This is a genomic window from Pseudomonas sp. S3_B08 (assembly GCF_054667725.1).
In genome coordinates this window covers 5,031,238-5,056,816 of sequence record NZ_CP162750.1, presented here as the reverse complement: position 1 = coordinate 5,056,816, position 25,579 = coordinate 5,031,238, and the positions used below count along the sequence as shown (strand labels likewise).

Annotated in this window: 17 protein-coding genes; 5 read left to right on the top strand and 12 right to left on the bottom strand. The window is 59.4% G+C overall.

Going from position 1 to position 25,579, the window contains the following annotated elements; genetic code table 11:
* Positions 1 to 157: 157 nt before the first annotated feature.
* Together AB4N73_RS22870 and AB4N73_RS22865 are read right to left on the bottom strand one after the other, a co-directional pair.
* Entirely contained in the window at positions 158 to 2,968 is a 2,811-nt protein-coding gene (locus AB4N73_RS22870) for an RHS repeat domain-containing protein (protein ID WP_460142582.1), read from the bottom strand.
* Positions 2,969 to 3,077: 109 nt separating this feature from the next.
* Complete coding sequence (locus AB4N73_RS22865) at positions 3,078 to 5,981, bottom strand: RHS repeat domain-containing protein (protein ID WP_460142581.1); 2,904 nt, start codon at positions 5,979 to 5,981, stop codon at positions 3,078 to 3,080.
* Positions 5,982 to 6,438: 457 nt separating this feature from the next.
* On the opposite strand from AB4N73_RS22865, the gene AB4N73_RS22860 reads away from it, so the two are divergent.
* On the top strand, positions 6,439 to 6,795 hold the full coding sequence (locus tag AB4N73_RS22860) for a DUF6124 family protein (RefSeq protein ID WP_460142580.1): 357 nt from the start codon (positions 6,439 to 6,441) through the stop codon (positions 6,793 to 6,795).
* Positions 6,796 to 6,900: 105 nt separating this feature from the next.
* Positions 6,901 to 7,530, top strand: coding sequence for a class I SAM-dependent methyltransferase (locus tag AB4N73_RS22855; protein ID WP_056787053.1), 630 nt, complete (start codon positions 6,901 to 6,903; stop codon positions 7,528 to 7,530).
* Positions 7,531 to 7,618: 88 nt separating this feature from the next.
* Here AB4N73_RS22855 and AB4N73_RS22850 read toward each other — a convergent pair whose 3' ends face one another.
* Genes AB4N73_RS22850 through AB4N73_RS22840 form a run of 3 tightly spaced genes read right to left on the bottom strand, consistent with a single transcriptional unit; the run spans position 7,619 to position 12,833 of the window.
* The gene (locus tag AB4N73_RS22850) at positions 7,619 to 10,672 is read right to left on the bottom strand and encodes an efflux RND transporter permease subunit (protein WP_056787048.1); all 3,054 of its coding nucleotides are present in this window, start codon (positions 10,670 to 10,672) and stop codon (positions 7,619 to 7,621) included.
* The gene (locus tag AB4N73_RS22845; protein WP_041477460.1) at positions 10,669 to 11,733 is read right to left on the bottom strand and encodes an efflux RND transporter periplasmic adaptor subunit; all 1,065 of its coding nucleotides are present in this window, start codon (positions 11,731 to 11,733) and stop codon (positions 10,669 to 10,671) included. The genes AB4N73_RS22850 and AB4N73_RS22845 overlap by 4 nt, the downstream gene beginning before the upstream one ends.
* Positions 11,730 to 12,833 (bottom strand): efflux RND transporter periplasmic adaptor subunit, encoded by a 1,104-nt coding sequence (locus tag AB4N73_RS22840; RefSeq protein ID WP_460142579.1) that lies wholly within the window; start codon positions 12,831 to 12,833, stop codon positions 11,730 to 11,732. Before AB4N73_RS22840 ends, AB4N73_RS22845 begins: the two co-directional genes overlap by 4 nt.
* 146 nt (positions 12,834 to 12,979) lie before the next feature.
* Here AB4N73_RS22840 and AB4N73_RS22835 point away from each other — a divergent pair, with 146 nt between their 5' ends.
* Positions 12,980 to 14,140, top strand: a complete 1,161-nt coding sequence (locus AB4N73_RS22835) for an AAA family ATPase (protein ID WP_041477653.1) — start codon at positions 12,980 to 12,982, stop codon at positions 14,138 to 14,140.
* A gap of 830 nt (positions 14,141 to 14,970) precedes the next feature.
* Here the strand turns inward: AB4N73_RS22835 and AB4N73_RS22830 are convergent.
* From AB4N73_RS22830 to AB4N73_RS22800, 7 genes are all read right to left on the bottom strand, one after another.
* Positions 14,971 to 15,768, bottom strand: coding sequence for a MetQ/NlpA family ABC transporter substrate-binding protein (locus AB4N73_RS22830; protein ID WP_041477458.1), 798 nt, complete (start codon positions 15,766 to 15,768; stop codon positions 14,971 to 14,973).
* 167 nt (positions 15,769 to 15,935) lie between these two features.
* The gene (locus AB4N73_RS22825; protein ID WP_095181118.1) at positions 15,936 to 16,868 is read right to left on the bottom strand and encodes a sigma 54-interacting transcriptional regulator; all 933 of its coding nucleotides are present in this window, start codon (positions 16,866 to 16,868) and stop codon (positions 15,936 to 15,938) included.
* Between the two features lie 51 nt (positions 16,869 to 16,919).
* A complete protein-coding gene (locus AB4N73_RS22820; RefSeq protein WP_041477456.1) occupies positions 16,920 to 17,501 on the bottom strand; it encodes an alpha/beta hydrolase in 582 nt (193 codons plus the stop codon).
* Positions 17,502 to 17,865: 364 nt separating this feature from the next.
* A complete protein-coding gene (locus tag AB4N73_RS22815; RefSeq protein WP_007972930.1) occupies positions 17,866 to 18,267 on the bottom strand; it encodes an ExbD/TolR family protein in 402 nt (133 codons plus the stop codon).
* A 1-nt stretch (position 18,268) separates the two neighbouring features.
* Positions 18,269 to 18,994: a MotA/TolQ/ExbB proton channel family protein gene (locus AB4N73_RS22810; RefSeq protein ID WP_041477454.1), complete on the bottom strand. Its 726-nt coding sequence runs from the start codon at positions 18,992 to 18,994 to the stop codon at positions 18,269 to 18,271.
* Positions 18,995 to 19,039: 45 nt separating this feature from the next.
* Positions 19,040 to 19,849, bottom strand: a complete 810-nt coding sequence (locus AB4N73_RS22805; protein WP_252879223.1) for an energy transducer TonB — start codon at positions 19,847 to 19,849, stop codon at positions 19,040 to 19,042.
* 410 nt (positions 19,850 to 20,259) lie between these two features.
* Positions 20,260 to 22,620 (bottom strand): TonB-dependent receptor, encoded by a 2,361-nt coding sequence (locus AB4N73_RS22800; protein ID WP_460142578.1) that lies wholly within the window; start codon positions 22,618 to 22,620, stop codon positions 20,260 to 20,262.
* Positions 22,621 to 22,785: 165 nt separating this feature from the next.
* Between AB4N73_RS22800 and AB4N73_RS22795 the strand changes: the two genes are divergently transcribed.
* Both AB4N73_RS22795 and AB4N73_RS22790 read left to right on the top strand, forming a co-directional pair.
* Positions 22,786 to 23,730 (top strand): LysR family transcriptional regulator, encoded by a 945-nt coding sequence (locus tag AB4N73_RS22795; RefSeq protein ID WP_041477451.1) that lies wholly within the window; start codon positions 22,786 to 22,788, stop codon positions 23,728 to 23,730.
* A gap of 214 nt (positions 23,731 to 23,944) precedes the next feature.
* A complete protein-coding gene (locus AB4N73_RS22790; protein WP_150637876.1) occupies positions 23,945 to 25,561 on the top strand; it encodes an alkaline phosphatase family protein in 1,617 nt (538 codons plus the stop codon).
* Positions 25,562 to 25,579: the final 18 nt, after the last annotated feature.

The window sequence follows — 25,579 nt, the reverse complement described above, 5'->3', positions numbered from 1 at the left end:
GAAGTGAGCCAACACTAAAACCGGCCGACTACCAACTGCTACGTAAAAGCCGCAACTAACATTTGCATCTTCGACTTTGCTCCGCTGGTGCACGTCGCTTACAACGATAAACGAGTGGAGCAGGGCACTCCTAGCGGATAGACAATAAACCTGAACTCTAAGGCTTGCGTAATATAAATTCACCGCCCCTGAACTTGATCCCTCCCGGAACCAAAATTTGCGGACGATAAAAAACATTAATTATTTCAGTCATATTATCAATTGTACGATCTCCATCAGCCCACTCAATCACCGCCTCCTGTACGAAATCGTTCAGAGACCCGAGATCCACGGCAATTTTCAAACCCAAACCTTGAAGCATATCCTTTCCGTAAAACAACAAATCTTTCTCTTTGTCAGGCCGAAGCCCCGCTCTATTTTTAAAATCTATTAACTCATCGTCACTGGCGGCAGCTAACCAAGGCAAGCTTTTGGCTCGCCCAATACTAATATCACGAGAGTTCGGTCTCAATAAGTCTCCTATCTCCATATGCGTATATTGATACTTGGCATTCAAGGCTGCGAAAGATGCGTGGTAGCGAAACTCCCCGAATTTTGAGGTGGTCTTTTGGGGCTGAGCACCAGCGTCCAGGGCAAAAAAAACAAAATCGTGATTTCCATAACGCGAAATATTAATTGTTCCTGAGTTACCCAGATAATCCTCTTTGGTTCTTTCGCTTCGCAACGTGAATAACGTTTTGAAATGAACTCCATCCTGATCAGTAAAATCTGCGTTACTGAAATGCGTAATTGAATAATCATCAATCGAAAAACGCGAAAAACTCTTAACAAGCTTTCTTTGTCGCTCACTATCAACCTCGCTATCCAAGAGAATAACATTAGCACAGGAGACACGCGCAATCGTGTCAACTCCACTTTCAGATACCAAACTCAATCCGTTCCATACTTCACCCTCACTGAACATGAGATCGTAAGCGTGAGCCACATCAAGCGGAGGCGTGGAGTTCGCACCAAAAAAGTCCAACTTGGACACCGGATTATTAACCGTAAATAAATAACGATTGGGACCGTCAATATCACCAAGAGGATCGGAGTTCAACCACCGCTGTAACCACGGCGCGTAATAACGATATCCATAATAGTAAAGACCGGTCGCATCCCGCTCTTTGCCTGAGTAGCGAATCGTTTTGTTTTTCACCGCCAATGAATTCTTACCCGCCCAGCACGCCGTGCCACCAAACGGGTAATAGTGCTCCTGAGTCAAAATCCCCGCACCATCATCCAATTCCAGCGTGCTGGAACCAAGATGATCATTGAGGCTGTAACGCAGTTGGTCGCTTTCCACCCCGCTTGGCCAGTGCAGCAGTCGTACCTGATTGCGCCCGGTGTCGACACTGAAGACATGTCGCTCGACACCATCGACTTCGCGATGAATCTCAAGCCCCGGCAGATAACGAACTTCTACCGTCAGCGTCTGACCGGACGCTTGGCTGACAGTCGTTTTACGCAACCGATGCCCCGGCTCGTCGTAGCCATAACATTCGTAGTCATCGCTTTCATTCGGACGTTTCAGCAACACAACCCGGCTTAACTCATTGCGTACGTTCCAGTACATGGCCTGACCGCGTTGCAACTCCAACTGATTACCCGCCGCATCAAATCCCAGCGCTATCTCCGCTTCTCCGGGCAAGGAACCATCGTCGCGCTGCGCCAGGCTTCGGTTGCTGCGCTGGGAGGTGTACATCGAAAAACCTGGCGCACCGCTGTGATGGCGAGTGATGAGGTTGCCCGCTGCGTCGTAGTCGAATTTCTGCGTGTAGTTGCGCCGTTGATTAGGATCCAGCGGCGTTGGCAGCAGCTCCGGCAAGGCCGGGCCATGACTGGGCTGGCTGACTTCCCAGCCGCTGGCCTCGACCAGTTGATAAAGGCTGTCGTAGCGATACCGACTGACCGGATCGATGCGCTGATTGTTGAGCCAGGACACGGCTTGAGTCTTGTCTTCCAGGCTGATGATGTTGCCCACCGGATCGTAGACGTAATTCAGATCCTGCAACGGAGGATGCGTGCCGACACTGGCGAGCAGTCTGAGCAACCGGCCGTCATCGCGGCTGTATTCGGCGCGGGCGATGACGCCGTTGCCGGCCGTTTCGCTTTCGATCTGACCCTGCGCGTTGTAGCGAATCGCGCTGACCAGGCACTTCGGCTGCCTGCCCTCGCCGGCCTGCAACAGCCAGGTCGCGCAAGCTTGCCCGGCGATGTTGTAATGCTGGGTCCGGAGGTTGCCTACCGCGTCGGTGTGATGCTGCAACTCGCCAGTTGGAGTGAAAGTCTGCCGGGTGACGTAGGTTGTTTCCTCGAGATAGTCATCCCGCCGGTCGGGTTCGAGTGGCCAGTCAGGCGTCTCGAGCTCGATCAAAAAGCGTCGCGACTCCACCACCACTGCACCGCCGAGGCCGTAGTGATCGAAGTGCCGATTGCCGGCCGGGTCGTCGTGGCGGATCGGTCGACCGCACTGGTTGTGCTGTGCGTGATCATCGGTGGCTTTTGCATAGGTCCAGCGCTCGACCACGTGAGGCTGCCCGTCGTGCGCCTGCTCGGTGAGGGCTAGCGGTCGCAGCAGATCATCGTATTGGCGGTGACTCTGACTGCCCCGCGCATCCCAGCCAGAACACATCGAGCCCGCTTCATTCAACAGCCGCACCTGCCAACCGGAGTCGACGCTGTCTGCGAGTAAGTCTTGACCGCTCAATGCGTAGAGTGTGGCCAGATTCGGCTTGGGCGCAACGCCGTACAAACGCGGATCCCACGACGCTACCTGACGCCCCGCCTCATCAAAGATCTGCCGGGTGATGCGCGATTCGATGTCGGCTTTATCCGGGTGTCGGCAATAGGCAACGCTGCGAACCACCAGTGCGCGCGGGTCAATGACCGACAAGGTCGGAGTGGTGGTGTCATGACGAGTGCCCATTTGGAGTGAGTCCTTGGCATCTTTGATACCAAGACTGTGCTTATTCTGGTCGAGCCGCTACTGTAAAAACTAACAGGTCAACCTCTTTTAATGACTCAACCGCCAGGATTCAGGAAAACCATTTTTTGAAAAATCCCTGTTTGTGGGGCTTTTCGTAATAAGCGATGAAGTTGGCGATGGATCGGACGGATGATCCTTCTTCAGGCCTTCTGTAAAGCAATTCGTCGTGTGCTCCAACCACGCCGATTCCCGCCGAATGACCACCATCAAGATTCACCGACCATCCACCAGCACCGTTTATCCCCTCGAGCCTGGCCATTACCCTGGACCATTCGGGCATCGTATAGCCAGTCGCTGTGTCGCTGCGCCCGGTACTGCCGCCCCATGCCAAACGCGTACGCTGCCCGCTATCTGTTCCGCCGGGCAAACTGATGCCGGAGCGGATGTTAGGTGAACCTGCATGACCCAGTTTGCCCGGCTGATTGTTCTTCGGGTCAAAGAGAAATTTGGTGAGATCCAAATGGCTTTCCGGGAAGACCGCTTCCCCACCTTGCGAAAGCACAGGCCCGGATTCAATCCTCGATCCATCTCTCATTCGAACTGTCACGAAATGCTTTCGATAGTCTGAAGGCACCGGGGCGTAAATCTGACTTTTACCGCCGATCTTGCTTGGGCCAATCGGCGCAAACGGCGAAACGTTACTGCTAGCCTGATTCCGCATATTGAAGAAACCGCCGTTGATATAGGCAACGGCACCCGCGTTCGGGATAGCTGCTTGCGCCTTGATATCTTCTCCCGACGCCGTGTTCAGACGAAAACCAGTCTCGGCGCCCGCTACTTTGCTTCGCAATGTCGAATCAATCGACAAGTAGGCAAGGCTTCTATTGCCTACGATCAGACGAGTCAAATTCATTCCCATCCGATTGAACAATTCATTACCGCCGACAATATCGACTGCCACAATTCCCCGGGCCACTGTGCGTACCCAGACACCGTCTCTTGACGCCACTATTCCCGCATAAGCTCTGCGCCAACGATCCTGCGCATCGCTGCCCTTCAGACCGTCGGAATCGACAGCGCTTGTCGGATTGTTTGCGACCATTGCGTACAGATTCAACCCGTCCCCTTGCGGATCCGCACTTATCCATCGCTGTAGCCAAGGCGCGTAATACCGATAGCCGTAGTAATAAAGTCCCGTCGCGTCTCGCTCCTTGCCAGAATATCGGACGGTTTTGTATGTCGCCGCCTGCGCATTTCTGCCAGCCCAGCAGGCTGTTCCTCCAAAGGGATAATACTGCTCCAGTGTCAGAACACAGCCTTCATCATCCAGCTCCACAGTAGAGGAGCCGATGAGATCGTCATAGCCGAAACGCAGTTGATCCGGGTTTCTGGCGCAAGGCCAGTGCAATAGTTTTATCGAAGCTCGACCGACTCCGGTTTCGATCACTTGATACTCTTCACCTCCGGCACGTCGGTGCAATTGGAGACCGGGAAGATAGCGAACCTCGCTATCCAGAATTCGAACCGCAGTCTGTCGGATAAACACTTTGCGCGAACGATGACCGGAAAGATCATAACTAGAGCACTCGAAATCATCGGCCTTTGCCTCGCGTTGAACCAGCACTACGCGACTCAGCTCATTGCGCACGTTCCACGTCATGGCCTGTCCGCGCTGCAGCTCAAGCTGATTACCCGCCGCATCAAATCCCAACGCTATTTCCGCTTCCCCGGGCAAGGAACCATCGTCGCGCTGCATCAGGCTTCGGTTGTTGCGATGGGAGGTGTACATCGAAAAACCTGGCGCACCGCTATGCTGGCGAGTGATCAGGTTGCCCGCTGCGTCGTAGTCGAATTTCTGCGTGTAGTTGCGCCGTTGATTAGGATCCAGCGGCGTTGGCAGCAGCTCCGGCAAGGCCGGGCCATGACTGGGCTGGCTGACTTCCCAGCCGCTGGCCTCGACCAGTTGATAAAGGCTGTCGTAGCGATACCGACTGACCGGATCGATGCGCTGATTGTTGAGCCAGGACACGGCTTGAGTCTTGTCTTCCAGGCTGATGATGTTGCCCACCGGATCGTAGACGTAATTCAGATCCTGCAACGGAGGATGCGTGCCGACACTGGCGAGCAGTCTCAGCAACCGGCCGTCATCGCGGCTGTATTCGGCGCGGGCGATGACGCCGTTGCCGGCCGTTTCGCTTTCGATCTGACCCTGCGCGTTGTAGCGAATCGCGCTGACCAGGCACTTCGGCTGCCTGCCCTCGCCGGCCTGCAACAGCCAGGTCGCGCAAGCTTGCCCGGCGATGTTGTAATGCTGCGTTCTGAGGTTTCCAACCGCGTCGGTGTGATGCTGCAACTCGCCAGTTGGAGTGAAAGTCTGCCGGGTGACGTAGGTTGTTTCCTCGAGATAGTCATCCCGCCGGTCGGGTTCGAGCGGCCAGTCAGGCGTCTCGAGCTCGATCAAAAAACGTCGCGACTCCACCACCACTGCGCCAGCGAGGCCGTAGCCATCGAAATGCCGATTGCCGGCCGGGTCGTCGTGGCGGATCGGTCGACCGCACTGGTTGTGCAGCGCACGATCATCGGTGGCTTTTCCATAGATCCAGCGCTCGACCACGCGAGGCTGCCCGTCGTGCGCCTGCTCGGTGAGGGCTAGCGGTCGCAGCAGATCATCGTATTGGCGGTGACTCTGACTGCCCCGGGCATCCCAGCCAGAACACATCGAGCCCGCTTCATTCAACAGCCGCACCTGCCAACCGGCGTCGACGCTGTCTGCGAGTAAGTCTTGACCGCTCAATGCGTAGAGTGTGGCCAGATTCGGCTTGGGCGCAACGCCGTACAAACGCGGATTCCACGACGCTACCTGACGCCCCGCCTCATCAAAGATCTGCCGGGTGATGCGCGATTCGATGTCGGCTTTATCCGGGTGTCGGCAATAGGCAACGCTGCGAACCACCAGTGCGCGCGGGTCAATGACCGACAAGGTCGGAGTGGCGGTGTCATGGCGGGTATTCACGGCTACGCGAGTCCCTGATGTCTATACGCTGAGACTGAACCAGTTTTCTCCATCCCGATACTGTAAGAACTACCAGTTGCATTCAGGTTTGCGCACCCATGCGGTCATTCAGACAGGCTGGCGCGAGGACTGAATAAGCGCTAAGGTCGATGGCGGCAGGTGGCCATCAATCAGGCCCTTGTGATCGCGATATCTTAGGCAACGCCCTTCGCAAAAATCAGATGCTTCCTACACCACTTTTGTCGTTTCGCCAGCCCGAACCACGGGGGTTTGCAGGACGATTCCTAGAATATTTTGCCCGCTTGTACCCGAAATATCCTGTAGCTAATCTCCGGTCGTCACTGTTTTGCGGTGACTGGATTCAGTTGTCCGGCCGGCGACTGATCCGCGTGCAGCCGCCGTCCTGCTCGTTTAGTCGCGAAATGGTTGGCTCCCACTTGAAGTCAGGAGTTTACCCATGGAAAAAAATCTTGCCGATCCGCCACTCAGCCTTACCTCAAGCAAGCGGTTCACCGAGGATTTGCTCAAGGATCGCTCTGCACTGTGCCGCGCCGTCGACTCGCATCTGGCCGGCAATCAGATCACGTTGGCGGGACAGAAACGCGTTTACAGCATCAGCGAAGATGTGACGCTGGAGGACGCCCAACTGTATGTTGCCGATCTGCTGCGCTGCGCCTCGGTGACCGTCCATCAATGCGGTGACCAGCTCGGGGGCGCGGATCGGGCCATGGTGTTTTCGGTCTGGCATCTGCTGGAAATGGCCAAGGCGATGATGGACCGCTCGATCGATTGTCTGGGAGCGAAGCAGCACTGAAGCCTGGCACCCATTGCCGCCTGCACTGGCCCCAGCGCAGGCGGCGTTTTTTTGCCGGTGAAAAGGCTTATAGTCCGCCCTCACGCCGCCAATACAGCATCGATCATGAAGCAAACGCCCAGCGACCTCGAACAGATCACCGCCACCACCCTTGGACACTACAACTCGGTGGCCGAGGATTTCCGTGAAGGCACGCGCGACCACGATGTCAGCCAGAATATCGAGGCCTTGCTGCGCCACATTCACGGTGAAGCACCCTTCACGATTCTCGATTTCGGCTGCGGGCCGGGGCGGGATTTGCAAACCTTCACGCGCATGGGCCACGTCGCGATCGGCCTCGATGGCTCGCAGGAGTTCGCGCGCATGGCCCGCGAAGACAGCGGTTGCGAAGTCTGGCAGCAGGACTTTCTCAAGCTTGATCTGCCGGCCGAGCGCTTCGACGGCATTTTCGCCAACGCGGTGCTGTTTCATGTGCCGCTGCAGGTGTTGCCGCAAGTGCTACGGCAACTGCACGGCACCTTGAAACCGGGTGGCGTGCTGTTCAGTTCCAATCCGCGTGGCGACAACCAAGAGGGCTGGAACGGGCCGCGCTACGGCTCGTATCACGATCTCGAGGCCTGGCGCGGGTTGCTGACGGCGGCGGGGTTTGTCGAACTGGAGCATTATTACCGGCCCGCCGGGTTGCCGCGTGAGCAGCAGCCTTGGCTGGCGAGCGTGTGGCGTCGAGTTGATTGAAGATCAAAAGATCGCAGCCTTCGGCAGCTCCTACGTTGGAATGCGTTTCCCTGTAGGTGCTGCGAAGGCTGCGATTTTTGCTTTTGCTTCAGGAAGATTCTTTTTCAGGCTCGCGAATCTTGTACCAGGCCACATACAGCGCCGGCAGGAACAGCAGCGTCAGCAGCGTCGCCACGACAATCCCGCCGATCATTGCGTAGGCCATCGGTCCCCAGAAAACTTCGCGGGCGATCGGGATCATGCCCATGCTCGCTGCCGCTGCGGTCAGCAGGATCGGTCGGCGCCGGTGTTCGGTGGCTTCGACCACCGCGTCCCACGGCGCATAGCCTTTCTGCTCGAACTCATCGATCTGCGTCACCAGAATCACCGAGTTGCGGATGATGATGCCGATCAGCGCGAGAATCCCCAGGATCGCCACGAAGCCCATCGGCGTGCCGGTCGGCACCAGCGCCAGGACCACGCCTATCAACCCCAGCGGCGCCACACTGGCGACCAGGAACATCTTCTGCACGCTGTGCAACTGAATCATCAGGAACGTCGCCATGAGGAACAGCATCAGCGGCAACACCTTGGCAATCGGCCCTTGGGCCTTGCCGCTTTCCTCGACCGTGCCGCCGGTGGCGACCTTGTAGCCGACCGGCAGTTTCGAGGCAAAAGCATCGATCGACGGCTTGAGCAGTTTCACCAGATCGGTCGGCTGAATCTCGTCGCGCACCGAGGCCTTGATGGTAATGGTCGGCAAGCGGTCGCGACGCCAGACCAACGGCTGCTCCAGTTCATAGCGCACGGTGGCGAACGCCAGCAGCGGAATCGAGGTGCCGCTCGGCGTGACGATCTGCAGGTTCTGCAGGGTTTCCGGGGTACCGCGCTCGGAATCCACGGCGCGACCGACCACGTTGATCAGGTAGATATCGTCATCGACCTGGGTCAACGGTGAGCCGCTGACAATGCTGTTCATCAGGTTGGCCACATCTTCTGACGACAGTCCCAGTTGCCGCGCCTTGTCCTGGGCGATGTCGATGCGCAGGACTTTGCCGGGCTCGTTCCAGTCGTAAATGATCTCGCCGATGTGCGGGTTCTTGTCCAGTTCGGTGGCCAGATCGATGGCGTGTTTGCGCACCTGATCGACGTCTTTGCCGCTGACTCGATACTGAATCGGACGCCCCACCGGCGGGCCCATTTCCAGAGCCTGCACGTAGCTGCCGATGCCGACGAAGTCTTTGTGCAGGCGCTCACGCAAGCGCTGGCTGAGTGCCTCGCGGGCTTCGAAATCCTTGCTGACGATCACCAGTTGCGCGTAGTACGGGTTCTGCAACTGTTGGTCCAGCGGCAGGTAGAAACGGATCGCCCCCTGACCGATGTAAGTGCTCCAGCGCACGATGTCCGGGTCGCCCTTGAGCGTTGCTTCGAGCTTGTCCACCGCCTTGCGGGTTTCGTCGATCGAGGCGTTTTGCGGCAGGTTCAGGTCGACGAGAATTTCCGGGCGGTCGGAAGCGGGGAAGAACTGGTTCTGCACGAAACGCATGCAGAACACCGCCAGCACGAACAACAGCACGGTGACGCCGATCGCCCACCAACGATTGCGCATGGCCCACAACAGACCACCGTTGAAGGCGCGACCGACGCGACCCGGCTCGGCATCGTGGGCCTTCACCTTGTCGCTGAGGATGTGCACGCCAATCACTGGTGCGAAGAACACCGCCACCACCCACGAGACGATCATCGCCACGGCAATCACCGCAAACAGCGTGAACGTATATTCACCCGCCGAACTGGCGTTGAGACCAATGGGCACGAAACCGGCGACGGTCACCAGCGTACCGGTGAGCATCGGGAATGCCGTCGAGGTGTAGGCGAACGTCGCCGCCTGCTCCTTGCTCTCGCCCATTTCCAGGCGCGTAACCATCATCTCCACGGTGATCATCGCGTCGTCCACCAGCAGACCGAGGGCGATGATCAGCGCGCCGAGGGAAATCCGCTGCATGGTGATGCCGCTGTATTCCATGAACACGAAGACCATGGCCAGCACCAGCGGAATCGAGCAGGCCACCACCAGACCGGCGCGCACGCCGAGGCTGATGAAACTCACCACCAGCACGATGATGACCGCTTCGAACAGCGCGCTGGTGAAACCGCCGACGGCCTCTTCCACCACCACCGCCTGATCGGAAACGGTGTGCACGCCAACGCCGACCGGCAAATCTGCGGTGAGCTGGTCGATGCGCTCATGCAGCGCTTTACCGAACTCCTGAACGTTGCCGCCCTTCTGCATGGCAATCGCCAGGCCGATCGCCGGTTTGCCGTCGAAGCGGAATTCCGGTGTCGCCGGATCGACGTAGCCACGGCTGATCTCGGCGATGTCGGCCAGACGATAGAAGCGATCGTTGAGCTTGAGATTGACCTCGGCCAGATCTTTCTCCGACTCGAACTGGCCCGAGGTGCGCACGGAAATCCGCTCAGGCCCCGCCTCGATCACCCCGGCCGGAGTCACCGCGTTCTGCGATTGCAGGCTCTGCACCACCTGGCGCTGGTCGATACCTAACGCGGCAAGTTTGCGCGTGGAGAAGTTCAGGTAAATCGTTTCGTCCTGTTGGCCGACCATTTCGATCTTGCCCAGCCCCGGCACGTTGCGGATTTCTGCGCGCGCCTGTTCCACGTAATCGCGCAACTGGCGCATGGTCAGGCCGTCGGCGGTGAAGGCGTAGACCGAGCCGTACACGTCACCGAACTCATCGTTGAACCCCGGCCCCTGAATGCCCTGGGGAAACTGGCCGCGAATGTCGTCGATCTTCTTGCGCACCTGGTACCAGATTTGCGGAATGTCCTCAGCGCTGGTGGTGTCGCGCAGGTACACGTACACCGTCGATTCGCCGGGGCGGGTGTAGCTTTTCACGTAATCGAGGGAATCGAGCTCTTCGAGTTTTTTCTCGATGCGGTCGGTGACCTGCTTGAGGGTTTCTTCCTGGGTCGCGCCCGGCCATTTGGTCTGGATCACCATGGTCTTGATGGTGAATGACGGGTCTTCTTCGCGGCCGAGATTGAAGTAGGAGAACACCCCCATCAGCAGCCCGACGAACATCAGGTACCAGACGAATGACTGGTGCTTCAAGGCCCATTCGGAGAGGTTGAAAGAGCCTTTCATTGACTGTCCTCGTCAAGTTTTACCGATTGTCCGGGTTTGAGACTGTTGACGCCGGCGCTGACCACGCGCTCGCCGTTTTGCACGCCACCGGCCAGCACCACGCTGTTGTCGCCACGGCTGACCACGCTGACGTCGCGCGGGTTGACGGTTTTGTTCTGCGTGTCGATCACCCAGATCCGGGTTTTACCGTCGGCTTCCTGCAACGCCGTCACCGGCAGTTCGATGCGCGGCTTGATCGCCGAGCTGAGGGTCACGCTGATCGCGGTGCCGAGGCGGAAACCGTCCGGCGTATCCGACAGGGTCAGGCGCGCGCGGCGGGTGCGCGTGGCGCTTTGCGCCTGGGGTTCGATCTCGCGGATGATCGCCGTGGTGTTGATGCTCGGGTCGAGTTGCGCGGCCACCGAGAACACCACGTCGCTGGGCAACTGATCGACCAGCGTATCGGGCAGATCGATCACCGCTTCCTTGATGTCAGGTTGCGCCAGCGTCACCACCTGTTGGCCGGCAGTTACCACTTGCCCGGCTTCGGCGTTCCACGCGGTGACCACGGCTTTGTGATCGGAGCGCAGCTCGGTGTAGCTCAGTTGATCCTTGCTCTGGCTGACCGCCGCGCGGGCCTGATCGAGCGAGGCCTGAGTGGTTTTCAGATCGGTATTGGCGACGTCCAGTTGCGCCTGCGCACCGACGCCGCGATCAAACAGCGCTTGCTGACGACGTGCATTGGCCTGGGCGTTGATCAGTTGCGCCTGGATTCTCGCCAGATCGCCCTGGGCCGAGCGCAACTGGTTCTGCTGGTCGGACGGATCGAGGGTGGCGAGCAAGGTGCCCTTCTGCACCTCGGCGCCGACATCGACGTTGCGGCTGGCGATGCGTCCACCGACGCGGAAACCGGTGTTGCTCTCGTAACGCGCCTGAATGCTGCCGGCAAAGCGTCCGAGGCTTTCTTCGTTGAGCGCTTTAACCGTGACCGACAGCACCGGACGTACCGGTTCCGGCGGGGTTTCCTTTTCCGAGCAGGCGCCCAGCAGCAGCGCCATGCACAACAGTCCGAGGCGCTTCATGGCTGCGCTCCCGGTTGCAGATCCTTGTAGGTGTTTTCGGCAATCTCGACTTTCATGCCGGGGTGCAGCAACTGACCGCCGGCGACAATGACTTTCTCGCCGCCCTTGAGACCTTCGCTGATGATCACTTTGCCGGTCAGGTAGCGACCGACCGTGACCGTGTGCAACTGCGCTTCACCCTTGTCATCGACCAGCCATACCGCCGGGTCGCTGATGTTTTTTGTCAGCGCCGACCAAGGCAGTTCCACAGCTGATTTGCCGGTGCCTTTGGCGGTGGCGCTGACCACAGAACCGAGTTGCATGCCCGGCGGCAGCTTGTCGAGGCTGACCTTGACCTGCACGGTGCCCGATTGCGCCGACACCGACGGCGTGATTTCACGCACGGTGCCGGTGGTCTTGATCGCGGGATTGTCGAGCAGGCTGACCACGATCGAGCGATCGGACGGACGCTCGGCCAGCAGCGATTCGTAGACATTGAACACCGCGTCGCGGTCGCCATCGCGGGCGAGGCTGAAAATCGGCGCGGTGGCCTGCACCACCTGGCCGACTTCGGCCTGGCGCTCGGTGATCACCCCGGGTGCATCGGCGATCAGCGCAGTGTAGCCGAGCTGGTCCCCGGCGTTCGCCAGTTGCGCCTGCGCCGCGCTCAATGCGCTCTGACTGCTGCGCAGCGCGGCTTGTGCCGAATCGTATTCGCTCTGGCTGGTGTAGCCCTTGGGCAGGAGTTTTTGCTGACGCACGAAAGCGGCTGCCGCTTGCTTCACGCGGGCCTGTTCGGCGACGACCTGGGCCTGAGCGGAATCGACGTTGGTCTGCAGATCCTTCGGATCGAGTTTGGCCAGCACCTGTTTGGCCGTGACGCGGTCGCCGACATCGACCATGCGCTGGATGATCTTGCCGCCGACGCGAAATGACAGCTGGGTCTGCACCCGCGCCTGCACATCACCGGTGAGGGTCACCGCTGCGGCGTAGTTGGCCGGTTCGACCTCTTGCACAAAGACCCGTGGCAAGTATTCCTCAGCAGGCTTCTTGTCGCCGCAAGCGGTGAGCAACGCCATGGCGCTCACGGCCATCAGCACTTTCAATCCGGGACCCGCCATGCACACTCCTTGGCCTTAAATGCTGCTGTCGAGACGATACGACTTCAGAGCTTAGAACAGGGTTCCACGGTTGCGGACGCCAACACCAGATTTATCTCATTAAAGGTATGCTCCCCGCGTATCGCAGTGACCCGGAGAAGGATTTCATGCTCAACACCCTGGCCGTGGCCAATTACCGCTCGATCAACAAACTGGTGATTCCGCTCGGGCGCCTGAACCTGATTACCGGGCCCAACGGCAGCGGCAAGTCCAACCTCTACCGCGCCTTGCGCCTGCTGGCGGAAACCGCCCAGGGCGGTGTGGTCAATGCGCTGGCGCGTGAGGGCGGGCTGGAATCGACGTTCTGGGCCGGGCCGGAAACCATCAGCCGGCGCATGCGCAACGGTGAGGTGGCGATCGAGCCGACGGTGCGCCAAGGCGTGAAAAGGTTGCGCTTGGGATTCGCCGGCGAGGACTTCAGTTACGCCATCGGCCTGGGCCTGCCGGAGCCGAGCACTTCATGCTTTTCCCTCGACCCGGAAATCAAGCGTGAGTGCATCTGGGCCGGCCCGGTGTTTCGCCCGGCGAGCCTGCTGGTCGACCGCAACGGCCCGATGATCCGCGCCCGTGAAGGTCGCGCCTGGGATGTGCTGGCGCAACACACGCCGAACTTCGACAGCCTGTTCGATCAGGTCGGCAATCTGCGCAGCTCGCCGGAAGTGTTTCAGATGCGCGAATTCATCCGGCGCTGGCGCTTTTATGATCACTTTCGCAGCGATGCCGACGCGCCGGTGCGTCAGCCGCAACTGGGCACGCGCACGCCCGTCCTGCACCACGATGGCCGTGATCTGGCGGCGGCCTTGCAGACAATTATCGAGATTGGCGATCCGCAAGCACTGAGCGCGGCGATCAGCGATGCGTTTCCCGGCGCGCGGCTGAATATCGCACTGTTGGCCGGTGGGCGTTTCGCTATCGAGTTTTATCAGGAAGGCTTGTTGCGACCGCTGTCAGCGGCAGAACTGTCGGACGGCACTTTGCGTTATCTGCTGCTGATCGCCGCCCTGCTGACCCCACGACCGCCATCGCTGATGGTGCTCAACGAACCGGAAACCAGCCTGCACCCGGACCTGCTGCCGGCGCTGGCGCGGCTGATCATTCGCGCTTCGGAGCAGTGTCAGGTGTGGGTGGTGTCACATGCGCGACGATTGATCTCGGCGTTGCAGGAAGACCCGGAATGCAATTGCATCGTGCTGGAAAAGACGCTGGGGCAAACCGGGATCGTCGGGCAGCGGGTGCTGGATGAGCCGGCGTGGCATTGGCCGGATTGAGGGTGCCAGCGAAAAGCCCCTCACCCTAACCCTCTCCCAGAGGGAGAGGGGACTTCACCGAGTTGTTTGCGAGAGTTACGCCGACCTGAAAGCCTGAAGTCGAACCTGATTTTGAAAAGCCCAGACATCGGCTCCCTCTCCCTTGGGAGAGGGCTGGGGTGAGGGGCGAGCCTCACCGCTGATCCAACGGGCAATCACCCCAACCACTTGCCCCCTTCACCAATCACACTCTCAGGCCGGGTGTCATCACTCAGCTCTTTGCGCACATATTGGGTGACCGAATTTTGCTTAGCCCATCTGGGCTGCCCACATTCATCTCGCTTAAACATTATTCTGCGGGTTTGCCGGGAAGGAATAAGACGGCTATTTTTCCTTGCGCTGTAGGACGGATCTTTTTTTCAGGAAAGACCTCCAAGGACCCACAGCTTTTGGCCAGACTCTCCGGCCCATCCACCACAAGGAAGAACAACATGGACGTAAAAGTGCCGCAGCGGCTGGATCCGCAGGACATTGTGAAATTGCTCAGGGCGTTGCGCCGGGCGTTGAAGACTACAGCGTAAGTCGAAAGCCCCTCACCCCAACCCTCTCCCGAAGGGAGAGGGGGCCGACCGTGGTGTCTTTCGTCGTACATCGACCTGACGAACCGAGTCGATTATGGATTCAGCGACGCACGAACAGGTCGGCGGGCCTCTACAGCATCCCCCAATCGGTCCCCTCTCCCTCTGGGAGAGGGCTAGGGTGAGGGGCTTTTCAAGACACACAAAAACGCCGATGACCATCACTGGCCATCGGCGTTTTCACGTCTGAAGCGGATTCACTCAAGCGTCAGATCAGAACGCCGGCAATACCGCGCCGCTGTACTTCTTCTCGATGAAGGCTTTGACTTCCGGGCTGGTCAGGGCCTTGGCCAGTTTCTGGATCGCGTCACTGTTCTTGTTGTCCTCACGGGCCACCAGGAAGTTCACGTATGGCGAGTCAGCGCCTTCAATCACCAGCGCATCTTTCTGCGGGTTGAGCTTGGCTTCCAGCGCGTAGTTGGTATTGATCATGTCCAGATCAACTTCTTTCAGCACGCGCGGCAGCAGCGCCGATTCCAGTTCCTTGAACTTGAAGTTGTGCGGGTTCTTGGCGATGTCTTTCGGCGTTGCCAGAGCGTTTTTCGGATCTTTCAGTTCGATCAGACCGGCCTTCTGCAGCAGGATCAGCGCACGGCCGCTGTTGCTGCCTTCGTTCGGGATGGCGATGGTGGCGCCATCCGGCAGTTCAGCCAAGGTTTTGTACTTGCTCGAGTAGCCACCGAACGGTTCAACGTGTACGCCCTGCACGGTCACCAGGTACTTGGATTTGTCATCCTTGTATTTGCCCTGGTTGAAGCTGTCCAGATACGGCTTGGTCTGGAAGTAGTTGGCGTCCAGACGCTTCTCGCCAACCTGTACGTTCGGCTGCACGTAGTCGGTGAAGACCTTGATTTCCAGATCGACGCCTTCTTTGGCCAGGGTCGGTTTGATCAGCTCAAGGATTTCAGCGTGGGGCACCGGCGTTGCGGCAACCACCAGTTTCTCGCCGGCGTTGGCGAAAGAAGCCGTCAGCGCAGCCGCCAATGCGGTAAACAACAGAACCTTTTTCATGCAGTGTCCTTATCGAAAATCACGGTCGTCATCGACGACGGCATTTAATACGTGTGCCAGTGAAGTGATATCGCTGGCGTGAGGCGGACAATACCCGGATTTTTTATTCCCGGACAATAACGTTTATTCAGCTTCATATTCCATTTTGTTCATGCTGAAGAAAATGCTTATACCGCCTCGCTCAAGCGAATCAGCCAATCTTTCAAGGCCTTACGCTCTGCACTGCTACCGCCGATGTGGGTCTGCCTCACCAGACGTTCGATCTGAACCTGCGGCGCAGACGCGTCAGGCAGGTTCAGATGTTCCGGCAGGATCTCGTCGCCGGTGCTGACCAGCAGAGCGAAGTGGATGACGTTTTCCAGTTCGCGGGTGTTGCCCGGCCAGCCGTGTTGTTCGAGCACATGTTGCGCGGCTTCGCTGATCAGCGGCACGGGCAGGTCCAGACGCTGGCTGTAGATGCCAAGGAAATACTCGGCCAGCGAGAGGATGTCGCCGGTCCGCGCGCGCAACGCCGGCAGCTCCAGATGACCCTCGCTGAGATAGTGATAGAGCCGCTCGTGAAATTTCCCGGCGTCCACGGCCTGGGCCAGATCGATGCTGGTCGCCGCCACCAGACGCACATCCACGGGGCTCGGCTGATGCGCACCGACGCGGGTGACTTCGTGATTTTCCAGCGCCGCGAGCAGCTTGACCTGAATCGGCAGCGGCAAATCGCCGATCTCATCCAGGTACAAGGTGCCGCCGTTGGCCGAACCGAACCAGCCGGCGCGGCTGCTGGCCGAACCGCTGTAGCTGCCGGCGGCGTAGCCGAACAGTTCGGCGTCGGCGTAGGTCGGGCTGATCGCGCCGCAGTTCACCGAAACGAACAGACCGCTGCGGTCACTGGCGCGATGGATATGCCGGGCGAGCAGCTCTTTACCGGTGCCAGTCTCACCGCGAATCAACACTGAAATCGAACGGGGAGCCAACTGCTCCAACTCCTCGCGCAATTGCCGCGAGCGTGGGTCGACGAACACCAGCGCCTTGGCGCGAATGCTCAGGGGGCTCTTTTCCGCATCGGGAAAGGTCAGCAAGGGCTGACCGAAGGTTTCAAAACTCATGGTAGGCTCCCGCCCAAAACCGCCAGCCGACGGGGGCGTTGAAAAATTAGATCAGGCGCGACGGCGGGCGTGGTCTTCCAGGCGGTTTTGCAGGCGATAGAGATAGGCGAAACCCTGCTCCCAACGCTGATGCCCGGACTTGACGTTGATGTGCCCGGCACCGGCAAGAATCCCCGCCTCTGCCCCCCAGTTACGTGCCAGTTCGAGCGCGCGCGGGGCACTGACGGCGGCGTCGTTGTCGGAGCTGACGACCTGACTGGGGAATGGCAACAGATCGGTCGGAATCGGTGCGAAGTTGCGCAGTGCCGGCGCACATGCAGGACGCTCGACATCGGCCGGCGCAACCAGCAACGCCCCGCGCACCTGACGCAGGTATTGCAACGGCGCTGTCGCCGCCCAGTGGGCAACGGTGATGCAACCGAGGCTGTGAGCGATGAGAATGACCGGCGTGCTGTCGGCGGCAATCGCTTCGGCCAGCGCGGCGACCCAGTCCTCACGACGCGGCGTCAGCCAATCGGCCTGTTCCACCCGTGCGCTGTTCGGCAGGCTGTTCTGCCAATGGCTTTGCCAATGATCTTCTGGCGATCCTTGCCAGCCCGGCACAATCAGGTAGCGGATTGATTCGTTGCGCATGGGGAAGCTCTCCTGCGTCGTGTCTGTTCCGGGTCGAGTATAGGGAGAGGAGTTATATTCGTTAAGGAATAAGAAGCTATTTATTAAGACCTGTATCGAATATGTGATCTGTGTAGGGCGTGAGATTCTTCCCCCTCACCCCAGCCCTCTCCCCCAAGGAGCGAGGGGGAAAGGGAGCTGATCTTCAGGCTCTTCAAATCTTGAGTTCGACTGGATTTCTCATATCGGTGTATAGCCGCCAGACAACCCGGTCAGTCCCCTCTCCCCTCCGGGAGAGGGCTAGGGTGAGGGGCTTTTCAAAAACTGAACGCAAAAAAAGGGCCGCACCCTGCCAAGGAGACGGCCCCGGAAAAACGAAAATCTGTTACCGCGCAGTAATCACCGACAACTTGGTAATCCCCGCCCGTTCGATCGAAGCCATGGCTCGCGCCACTTCGCCGTAATTCACCCCGTCATCGGCCTGCAATTGCACGCGCACCTCCGGGTCCTTGGCTTTGGCCGACTTGAGGTTGAATTCGAGCAAGTCGGGCTGAATCTCGTCCTTGTTGATAAACAGTTTGCCGGCGCCGTCGATGCTCACCACCAGCGGGTCCTTCTGCTCGACCGGCGCCACCGCTTCGGTCTTCGGCAGGTTGATCGGGATCGCGTTGGTCAGCAGCGGCGCGGTGACGATAAACACCACCAGCAGCACCAGCATCACGTCTACCAGCGGCGTCACGTTGATTTCGCTGAGCACCTCATCCGTGTCTTGCGTGGAGAAGGCCATATCAGGACGCCTCCTTCACTTTTGCCGCGTTGCCCGACGTTGCCACTTTGTGTGCGGTCGGGTGGATCAGCACGCGGAACGCGCTCTTCTGCGCCAGGCTGTAGAAGTCGTGGGCGAAGTCGTCGAGATCCGCCGCCGTGAGTTTCAGACGGCGCAAAAAGTAGTTGTAAACCAGCACCGCCGGCACCGCGACGGCGATCCCCACGCCGGTCGCGACGAGTGCCGCACCGATCGGCCCGGCCACCGTTTCCAGGCTCGCCGAACCGGCGGCGCTGATGCCTTTCAAGGCCTCCATGATTCCCCACACCGTGCCAAACAGACCAATGAACGGCGAGGTGCTGCCGATACTCGCGACAACCGCCAGACCGGTTTCCAGCGAACGCCGTTCGCGGACGATCTGCTGGCGCAAGGCACGCTCGAGGCGATCCTGATGGTTGATCGCCTGGCTCAGATCATTCGCCTGCGGCGCCTCGCCCACCTGGATCGCTGCATAGCCAGCCTGCGCCACTCGCGCTGCGGCGCCGGGCTGGGTTTCGCTCAACTCTGCCGCGGCATCCAGACTCGACGCCGCCCAGAAACGTTTGTGAAAGCGCCGATCCTGCGCTTTCAGACGACCGAACTGCACAGCCTTGAGCAACGCCAGGCCCCAAGTGGCAACGGAAAAAACCACCAGCAGCCAGATCACCGCGCTTTCGATGGATTCCAGTGGAGATGCCAGTAACGTCATGATGTGTTCCCTCGTGTAAACGTTTCGCGCGAATTTGGTTTCGGTTTAATGAATCTTGAAATCGATGGGCACGCTGACCCAGCCGTCCTGGGCGACATCACCCTGCTTGGCCGGGACGAAACTCCAGCGCTTGACGGCATTCAGCGCCGCATCGTCGAGCTGTTGCCGACCACTGCTTTTGGCAATCTGGATCTCGCCCGGTTTGCCGCTGGCCAACACATGCACCCGTAACAACACCGTGCCTTCCCAACCGCGCCGCTGGGCCAGCGACGGGTATTCCGGCGCCGGATTTTTCAGATACGCAGCGTTGGCTGAAGCCGGAGTAACAGGCGCCGGTGCCGGTGGCGCAGGAGGCGCTGGAGCGGCGACCGGGGCTGCGGGTTTCGCTGGCGCTGGCGGTTGCTCTACTGCCTTCGGCGCCGGTTTGGGCGGCGGTTTCACCACCGGTTTGGGTTTGGCGATCGGCTTGGGCGGCGGCGGTTTCACCGCCAACTCGTCCTCCACTGGCGGTGGCGGCTCGACCACGGGCGCCGGTGGTGGCGCCACCACAACCGGCGGCGCGGGCGGAGCCGGGCGTGAAAACTCGATGGTCATCGGCGGAATTTCCGGCGGTACCACCGGCAGCACCGGCGTCGGTTTCTGGCTGACCCAATAAATCACCGCACCGTGCACAATCAACGCGAGCACACCGAGCAGAAGGGTTTCGCGCCGACTCAAAATGCCCTTGGGCGCACGCTGCAAACGCAACTGCCCCAACGGCACCCGGTGCGGCCGGCCAAGATCGACCAGTTCGCCACTCGGCGTGTGCCGCCACAGCAATTCCCCTGCGCTGGCGGCGGTCTGGACATTGCCCATTGTTCAACTCCCTGCGGTCTCTTTCCGTTCTACGAGCCAAAGCGATCGACCCGCCATTCTTGAAGCCCCCACGGCGTAGTCGATGGGGCAATCATTGGCTGTGGACGCTTATCACCGAAAGTAATCTTTAACGTTATCCATAGGCCTTCAAGGAATATACAAATCGTCCGTTTTTACCGAAGCCGCGCACTACAAGGGCTGCAGCGATCTGCCATAAACGCCATGCTTTTACGGCATGAAAAGTATTCGGCTACGGCATCCGTTAACGCCTTAAAAGGCTGGTTTTGGTTCGCTGAATGCCGATGTTAGGCGCGATTGCCGCCGTCGCTGTCGATCAGCTGCGTCTGCTTGCCGGCGCCGCTGAGGATTGGTTGAACGGCCATGTCCAGGTCAGCGCCTTGAAAGCTCAATTAAAAGTCGTAGCGACCGGTAACGCCGAGGGTTCGCGGGGTGCCGAGCAGGCCTTCATAGCCGCCGTTGCCGCCGGTCCACAGAGTCGTGTAGTAGGTTTTGTCGAAGGCGTTTTTCAGCCACAGCGAGACGTCCCACTGGCCCTGATTGAAATCGCCGCGCAGGCCGGTAGAGAAGTTGACCACCGCGTAACTGGGGATCTGCCCGTAGTCGGAATCCTCGACCGTGCCCACCGCTTTGGAGCGAAACGCATAGCTGCCGGTGACGTAGGGTTCGAAGCCGTTATCCAGATTCCATTTGTATTCGCCGTTGGCGTTGCCGATCCATTTCGACGCGCCGACCACTTGATGGCCGCTGAGATCGCAGGAGGCCGGCGCACCCGGGGCCTGGCTGACTTCCGGCGGGCATGGCGCATCCTTGTACGAAAGGTAGCTGACGTCGTTATAGGAGCCGTTGAAATTCAGGGTCAGGCCACGCAGCGGCACCAAGGTGCTTTCGAACTCGATGCCGCGCGAGCGCACCGAGCCTGCGTTGGTCAGGTATTGCACGCGGTTGGCGGCGTCGTAGGCGTTGGTCTGGTAAGCGTTGACCTGGGTCCAGAACACGTTGGCGTTGAGTTGCAGGCGGCGATCCCACAGGGTGCTTTTGAAGCCGAGTTCGGCGTTGTTGGCGCGCTCGGTGCCGATCAATAACGAGTCGGCGCCAGCGGTAGGTGCGGAGCCGACCGCAAGGTTGACCCCGCCGGATTTCTCGCCGTGGGACAGCGTGGCGTAACCGAGCACATCGTCGGTGATGCGATAGCTCAGGTTGAGCAGTCCCGAGGGGCTGGAGCTGTACTGATTCAAGTCTCCGGAATCGTAGACGCCGGCACGGCCGCGACGCGCATTGGCTGCCGCACCCGCCACCGCCACGCCACCGAGCGGCGCGTTGCGGCTGACCGAGGCGTTTTTCTCCTCGTAGGTGCCACGCACCCCGGCGGTGAAATCCAGCCGCTCGCTCAGGTGCCAGGTGCCTTGGGCAAACAGGGCGAAACTGTCGGTCTGGATATGGCCGTTGCCGATGCTGGTGACGTTGGCCAGGCTGCCCGCCGGTGTGCCATTCCAGATGTCGGCCTGCGGGCCGTAATAGGAGAAGGATTTGTTGTCCAGATCCGAGCCGAAATAGTAGGCGCCGACCACATAATCGAAGAACTCACCCTTGGGCGAGGCCAGGCGAAATTCCTGCGAATACTGTTTGTCTTCCACCGACAGGCCGGCGTTGTAACTGGCCGGCACGTTGAGGCCATCGTCGTTGCGCGGGGTGAAATTCCAGAAACGATACGAACTGACCGAGGTCAGGGTGAAGTCGCTCGGCAACGTCCAGTTGGCTTCCACCGACGTGCCGCCCTGATGCACGGTGACGTGCTGGTCATTGTCGAGATTGACCTTGCGATGCCGGCCGTTGACCAGCGTCGCCCCGGCCGCGCTGGCCCGCGATTCATACAGATTGACGCCGTTGATGGTCGGCCCGGTGTTGTACAGCACGCGGGTGCCGGCACTGGAATCTTCTTCGTTGTAATCGCCGATCCAGCGCAGATTGAAATTTTCATTGGGCTTGAACAACAGCTGCGCGCGGAAGCCCTCGCGGGAGCCGCCGTTGAGGTCGTGGCCGTCATATTCGTTCTTGATGTCACCGTCACTGCGCGTGCGATACGCCGAGAAGCGCCCGGCCAGTTGATCGTTGAGCGGCCCGGAAATCGTGCCCTTGGTCTGGAAATAACCGTCCTCGCCGACCGATGTTTCGATGCTGCGCTCAGGCGTGAAACTGGGCGCGCGGGTGCTGATATTGATGACCCCGGCGGTGGTGTTCTTGCCGAACAGCGTGCCCTGCGGCCCGCGCAAGACCTCAAGCTGCTCGATATCCATCAAGTCGAACACTGCCATACCCGGACGGCCCAGATAAACGTTGTCGATGTACAGGCCAACGCTGCCTTCCAGGCCATCACTGGCCGGGTTGTTACCGAGGCCACGGATCGACACGCTGGACTGCCGCGCATGCATGTAAGCGACGTTGACGCTGGGCACCAGTTGCTGCAAATCCTGAATCCGGTAAACCCGTTGCGTCTCCAGATTCTGCCCGCTGACCACGCTCATTGGCGTCGGCACGTCTTGCGAACTTTCTTCGCGGCGGCGCGTGGTGACGGTCACGGTTTCCAGCTGCGAACCGTTGGCCGCCGCTGTGTCTGCGGGGACGGGCGGAGGGGTTTCGGCTTCGGCGGCATAGCCGTGAGTCCAGCTGGCGCTGCCTGCCAGCAACAGCGCCAAAGGCAGGCGTTTGAGCCGTCGGGGAGATGGGGGTAACGCGAGATTCAACGGACTCATGGCGCGGCTCCTGGTCAAAAAACACACAGACATCTTCAGTGCTGCATATTCTTTTCAGTTATTTATTTATGGATTTACAAATATTTACTGCATAAGAGATTGCCTTTATAAGGAGTCGACCTAATGCATATCCAATGCATTTCCCGGATATTTTTTATGTGAAAAATGCATATCGACTTGCGCCAATTGCGTCACTTCATCGCTCTGGTTGAGCAACGCAGCTTTGTCGCTGGCGCGCAGGCGGTGAACCTGTCGCAGTCGGCATTCAGCCGCAGCATCCAAGCACTGGAACACAGCGTCGGCTGCCAGTTGGTCGACCGTGGGCGCAAGGAATTGCCGCCGACCAAACAGGGCCATGTGCTGCTCGAACATGCGCGGCGACTGGTCAGCGGTGCGCAGCAGATGGCCAATGAGATCAGCCAGTTCAATGGCCTCGAGGCCGGGGAATTGCGCTTTGGTTGCGGGCCGGCGCCAGCCGCTGGATTGATCCCCCGCGCGATCGGCGCGTTCATCGGCCGCTACCCGAAAGCGCGCGTACAGTTTCTGGTCGATGACTGGCAGAGCCTGAGCAAACGCCTGCTCAGCGAAGAGTTCGAATTCTTCGTCGCCGATACCCGGCAATTCGAGGCCGATCCGGATTACCAGACCTACCGCTTGCGGGCACGCAAATGGCATTTCTGCTGCCGCGCCGGGCATCCACTGACGGCGTTTGAACGCATCACTGCCGAGCAATTGCTGAGTTATCCACTGGCGGTCAGCATCCGCCCGCCGAACCTGCGCAAGGTCATCGTCGACCTCAGCGGCCGCCCTGATTTCACCCCGAATGTGGAATGCGAAAACGGCTCGACGCTGTTGAGCGTGGTGCTGCGTTCGGAGGCGATCGGAATTGTCGGCGCGTATTCCGATGCGCTGCATCTGGCCAAGGGTGAGCTGGTCTGTTTGAAGATCGAAGGCCTGGCGGATGATCTGGAGGAGCTGTACACCCGCTATGGGATTGTCAGCCGCGCCGGGTATCGGTTGTCACCGTTAGCCGAAGCGATGATCGAGCAGATCAAAGAGATTGATCAGCATGATGAGGAGGTTTGTTCGCTGCAGAATCTCGCTGTCTGATCCACCGCTATCGCTGGCAAGCCAGCTCCCACATGGTTCACGCCGAGCACAAATAATGTGAACCCCCCATTACATGTGGGAGCTGGCTTGCCGGCGATAGCGGCAGCGCAGGCACCAATGCATACCCTGCATAAAACTCATTCCCCAAATGCACTTGCCGAACACCCTCACCGACAGCGAAAACCCTCACCTGTCCCACTGACCGGTGAACTCCATGCCCACCCCATCCAACCCCGTGCGCAACGTGCTGTACATCATGTGCGATCAACTGCGCCGCGATTACCTGTCCTGCTACGGACACCCGTATCTGCACACACCGAACATCGATCGCCTCGCTGCCGAAGGCGTTCGTTTCAGCCGTGCCTACACCCAAGGTACGATCTGCGGCCCGTCGCGGATGTCGGCCTACACCGGGCGCTATGTCAGCAGTCATCAAGTGGCCTGGAACTCGGTGCCGTTGCCGCTGGATGAATTGACGATCGGCGATTACCTGCGACCTCACGGCATCCGCACCGCGCTGGTCGGCAAGACCCATGCGACGGCCAATGTCGACGCCTTGCAGCGGCTGGCGATCAACCCGCAAAGCGCGCAAGCCGAGTTGCTCAATGAGGTCGGCTTCGAACCGTACCTGCGCCACGACGGCATCTACCCCGACGATCCGTCATTCGACGACAAGCGCGAATCCGCGCCCTATACCCAATACCTGCGCGCGCAGGGCTTCGATGGCAAGAATCCCTGGCACGACTGGGCGAATGCCGCCGAAGGCGAGAACGGTGAAATCCTCAGCGGCTGGAAAATGCGTCATGCGAATTTGCCAGCACGAATTCCCGAGCAACACTCAGAGACTGTCTACACTACAACTCGGGCCATCGACTTCATCGCTGAGCAAGGCGAGAAATCCTGGTGTTTACACCTCTCGTACATCAAACCACATTGGCCATATATCGTACCGTCGCCATACCACGCCTTGTACAGTACGAAATCGATTCTGCAACCGATCCGCGCGACGCTCTCCGAAGCCAGCAAACACCCCGTATACACTGCCTTTCGCCAACATGAGGAAAGCCGCAACTTCTCCCGCGATTCAGTACGATTGAATGTAATCCCCACCTACATGGGCCTGATCAAGCAAGTGGATGATCAGTTGGGGAGACTGTTCGATTTTCTACAGAGCAACGGGCGCTGGGATGACACGTTGATCGTGTTCACCAGCGATCACGGCGATTTCCTCGGCGATCATTGGCTCGGCGAGAAGGAGTTTTTGCTGGAGCAGGCGGTGGGTGTGCCGTTGATCGTGCGCGATCCTCGGGGGGCGGCGGATGTCACTCGCGGCACTGTCGATGAGCGCTTGGCAGAAACCATCGATGCGCTGCCGACATTTCTTCAAGCACTGGGATTGCCGGCAGCAGAGCATCGGCTTGAAGGGCGTTCATTGATCCCGTTGCTGCACGGGGAAAATCCCGATTGGCGCCGCTATGCAATCAGCGAATACGACTACGCCTTCCAGGCCCCGGCGCGGGAACGTCTCGGCCAGCCGATCGACCGTTGCCGCATGACCATGGTGCGCAGCGAGCGCTGGAAATACCTGGCGTACGACGGGTTTAGACCGCAGCTGTTTGATCTGTTGAATGATCCGCAGGAGCTGAATGATCTGGGTGAGGACCCGGCATACGCGGCGGTGCGCGAGGAGCATGCCGGATATCTGTTTGAGTGGATGAGGGGGTTGAAGCGGCGGACGACGATCAGCCATCCGGAGATCGATTTGCGCGGGCAGCGGTTTCGTTATGGCGAACCGGAAACCGAGAAGGTTGTTCAGATTGGTGTTTGGTAGCGGGAAGAGCCCCTCACC

Coding starts and splice junctions, on each gene's coding strand:
- AB4N73_RS22870 (WP_460142582.1), bottom strand. CDS start 2,968: ATGGGCACTCGTCATGACACCACCACTCCGACCTTGTCGGTCATTGAC.
- AB4N73_RS22860 (WP_460142580.1), top strand. CDS start 6,439: ATGGAAAAAAATCTTGCCGATCCGCCACTCAGCCTTACCTCAAGCAAG.
- AB4N73_RS22855 (WP_056787053.1), top strand. CDS start 6,901: ATGAAGCAAACGCCCAGCGACCTCGAACAGATCACCGCCACCACCCTT.
- AB4N73_RS22850 (WP_056787048.1), bottom strand. CDS start 10,672: ATGAAAGGCTCTTTCAACCTCTCCGAATGGGCCTTGAAGCACCAGTCA.
- AB4N73_RS22845 (WP_041477460.1), bottom strand. CDS start 11,733: ATGAAGCGCCTCGGACTGTTGTGCATGGCGCTGCTGCTGGGCGCCTGC.
- AB4N73_RS22840 (WP_460142579.1), bottom strand. CDS start 12,833: ATGGCGGGTCCCGGATTGAAAGTGCTGATGGCCGTGAGCGCCATGGCG.
- AB4N73_RS22835 (WP_041477653.1), top strand. CDS start 12,980: ATGCTCAACACCCTGGCCGTGGCCAATTACCGCTCGATCAACAAACTG.
- AB4N73_RS22830 (WP_041477458.1), bottom strand. CDS start 15,768: ATGAAAAAGGTTCTGTTGTTTACCGCATTGGCGGCTGCGCTGACGGCT.
- AB4N73_RS22825 (WP_095181118.1), bottom strand. CDS start 16,868: ATGAGTTTTGAAACCTTCGGTCAGCCCTTGCTGACCTTTCCCGATGCG.
- AB4N73_RS22820 (WP_041477456.1), bottom strand. CDS start 17,501: ATGCGCAACGAATCAATCCGCTACCTGATTGTGCCGGGCTGGCAAGGA.
- AB4N73_RS22815 (WP_007972930.1), bottom strand. CDS start 18,267: ATGGCCTTCTCCACGCAAGACACGGATGAGGTGCTCAGCGAAATCAAC.
- AB4N73_RS22810 (WP_041477454.1), bottom strand. CDS start 18,994: ATGACGTTACTGGCATCTCCACTGGAATCCATCGAAAGCGCGGTGATC.
- AB4N73_RS22805 (WP_252879223.1), bottom strand. CDS start 19,849: ATGGGCAATGTCCAGACCGCCGCCAGCGCAGGGGAATTGCTGTGGCGG.
- AB4N73_RS22800 (WP_460142578.1), bottom strand. CDS start 22,620: ATGAGTCCGTTGAATCTCGCGTTACCCCCATCTCCCCGACGGCTCAAA.
- AB4N73_RS22795 (WP_041477451.1), top strand. CDS start 22,786: ATGCATATCGACTTGCGCCAATTGCGTCACTTCATCGCTCTGGTTGAG.
- AB4N73_RS22790 (WP_150637876.1), top strand. CDS start 23,945: ATGCCCACCCCATCCAACCCCGTGCGCAACGTGCTGTACATCATGTGC.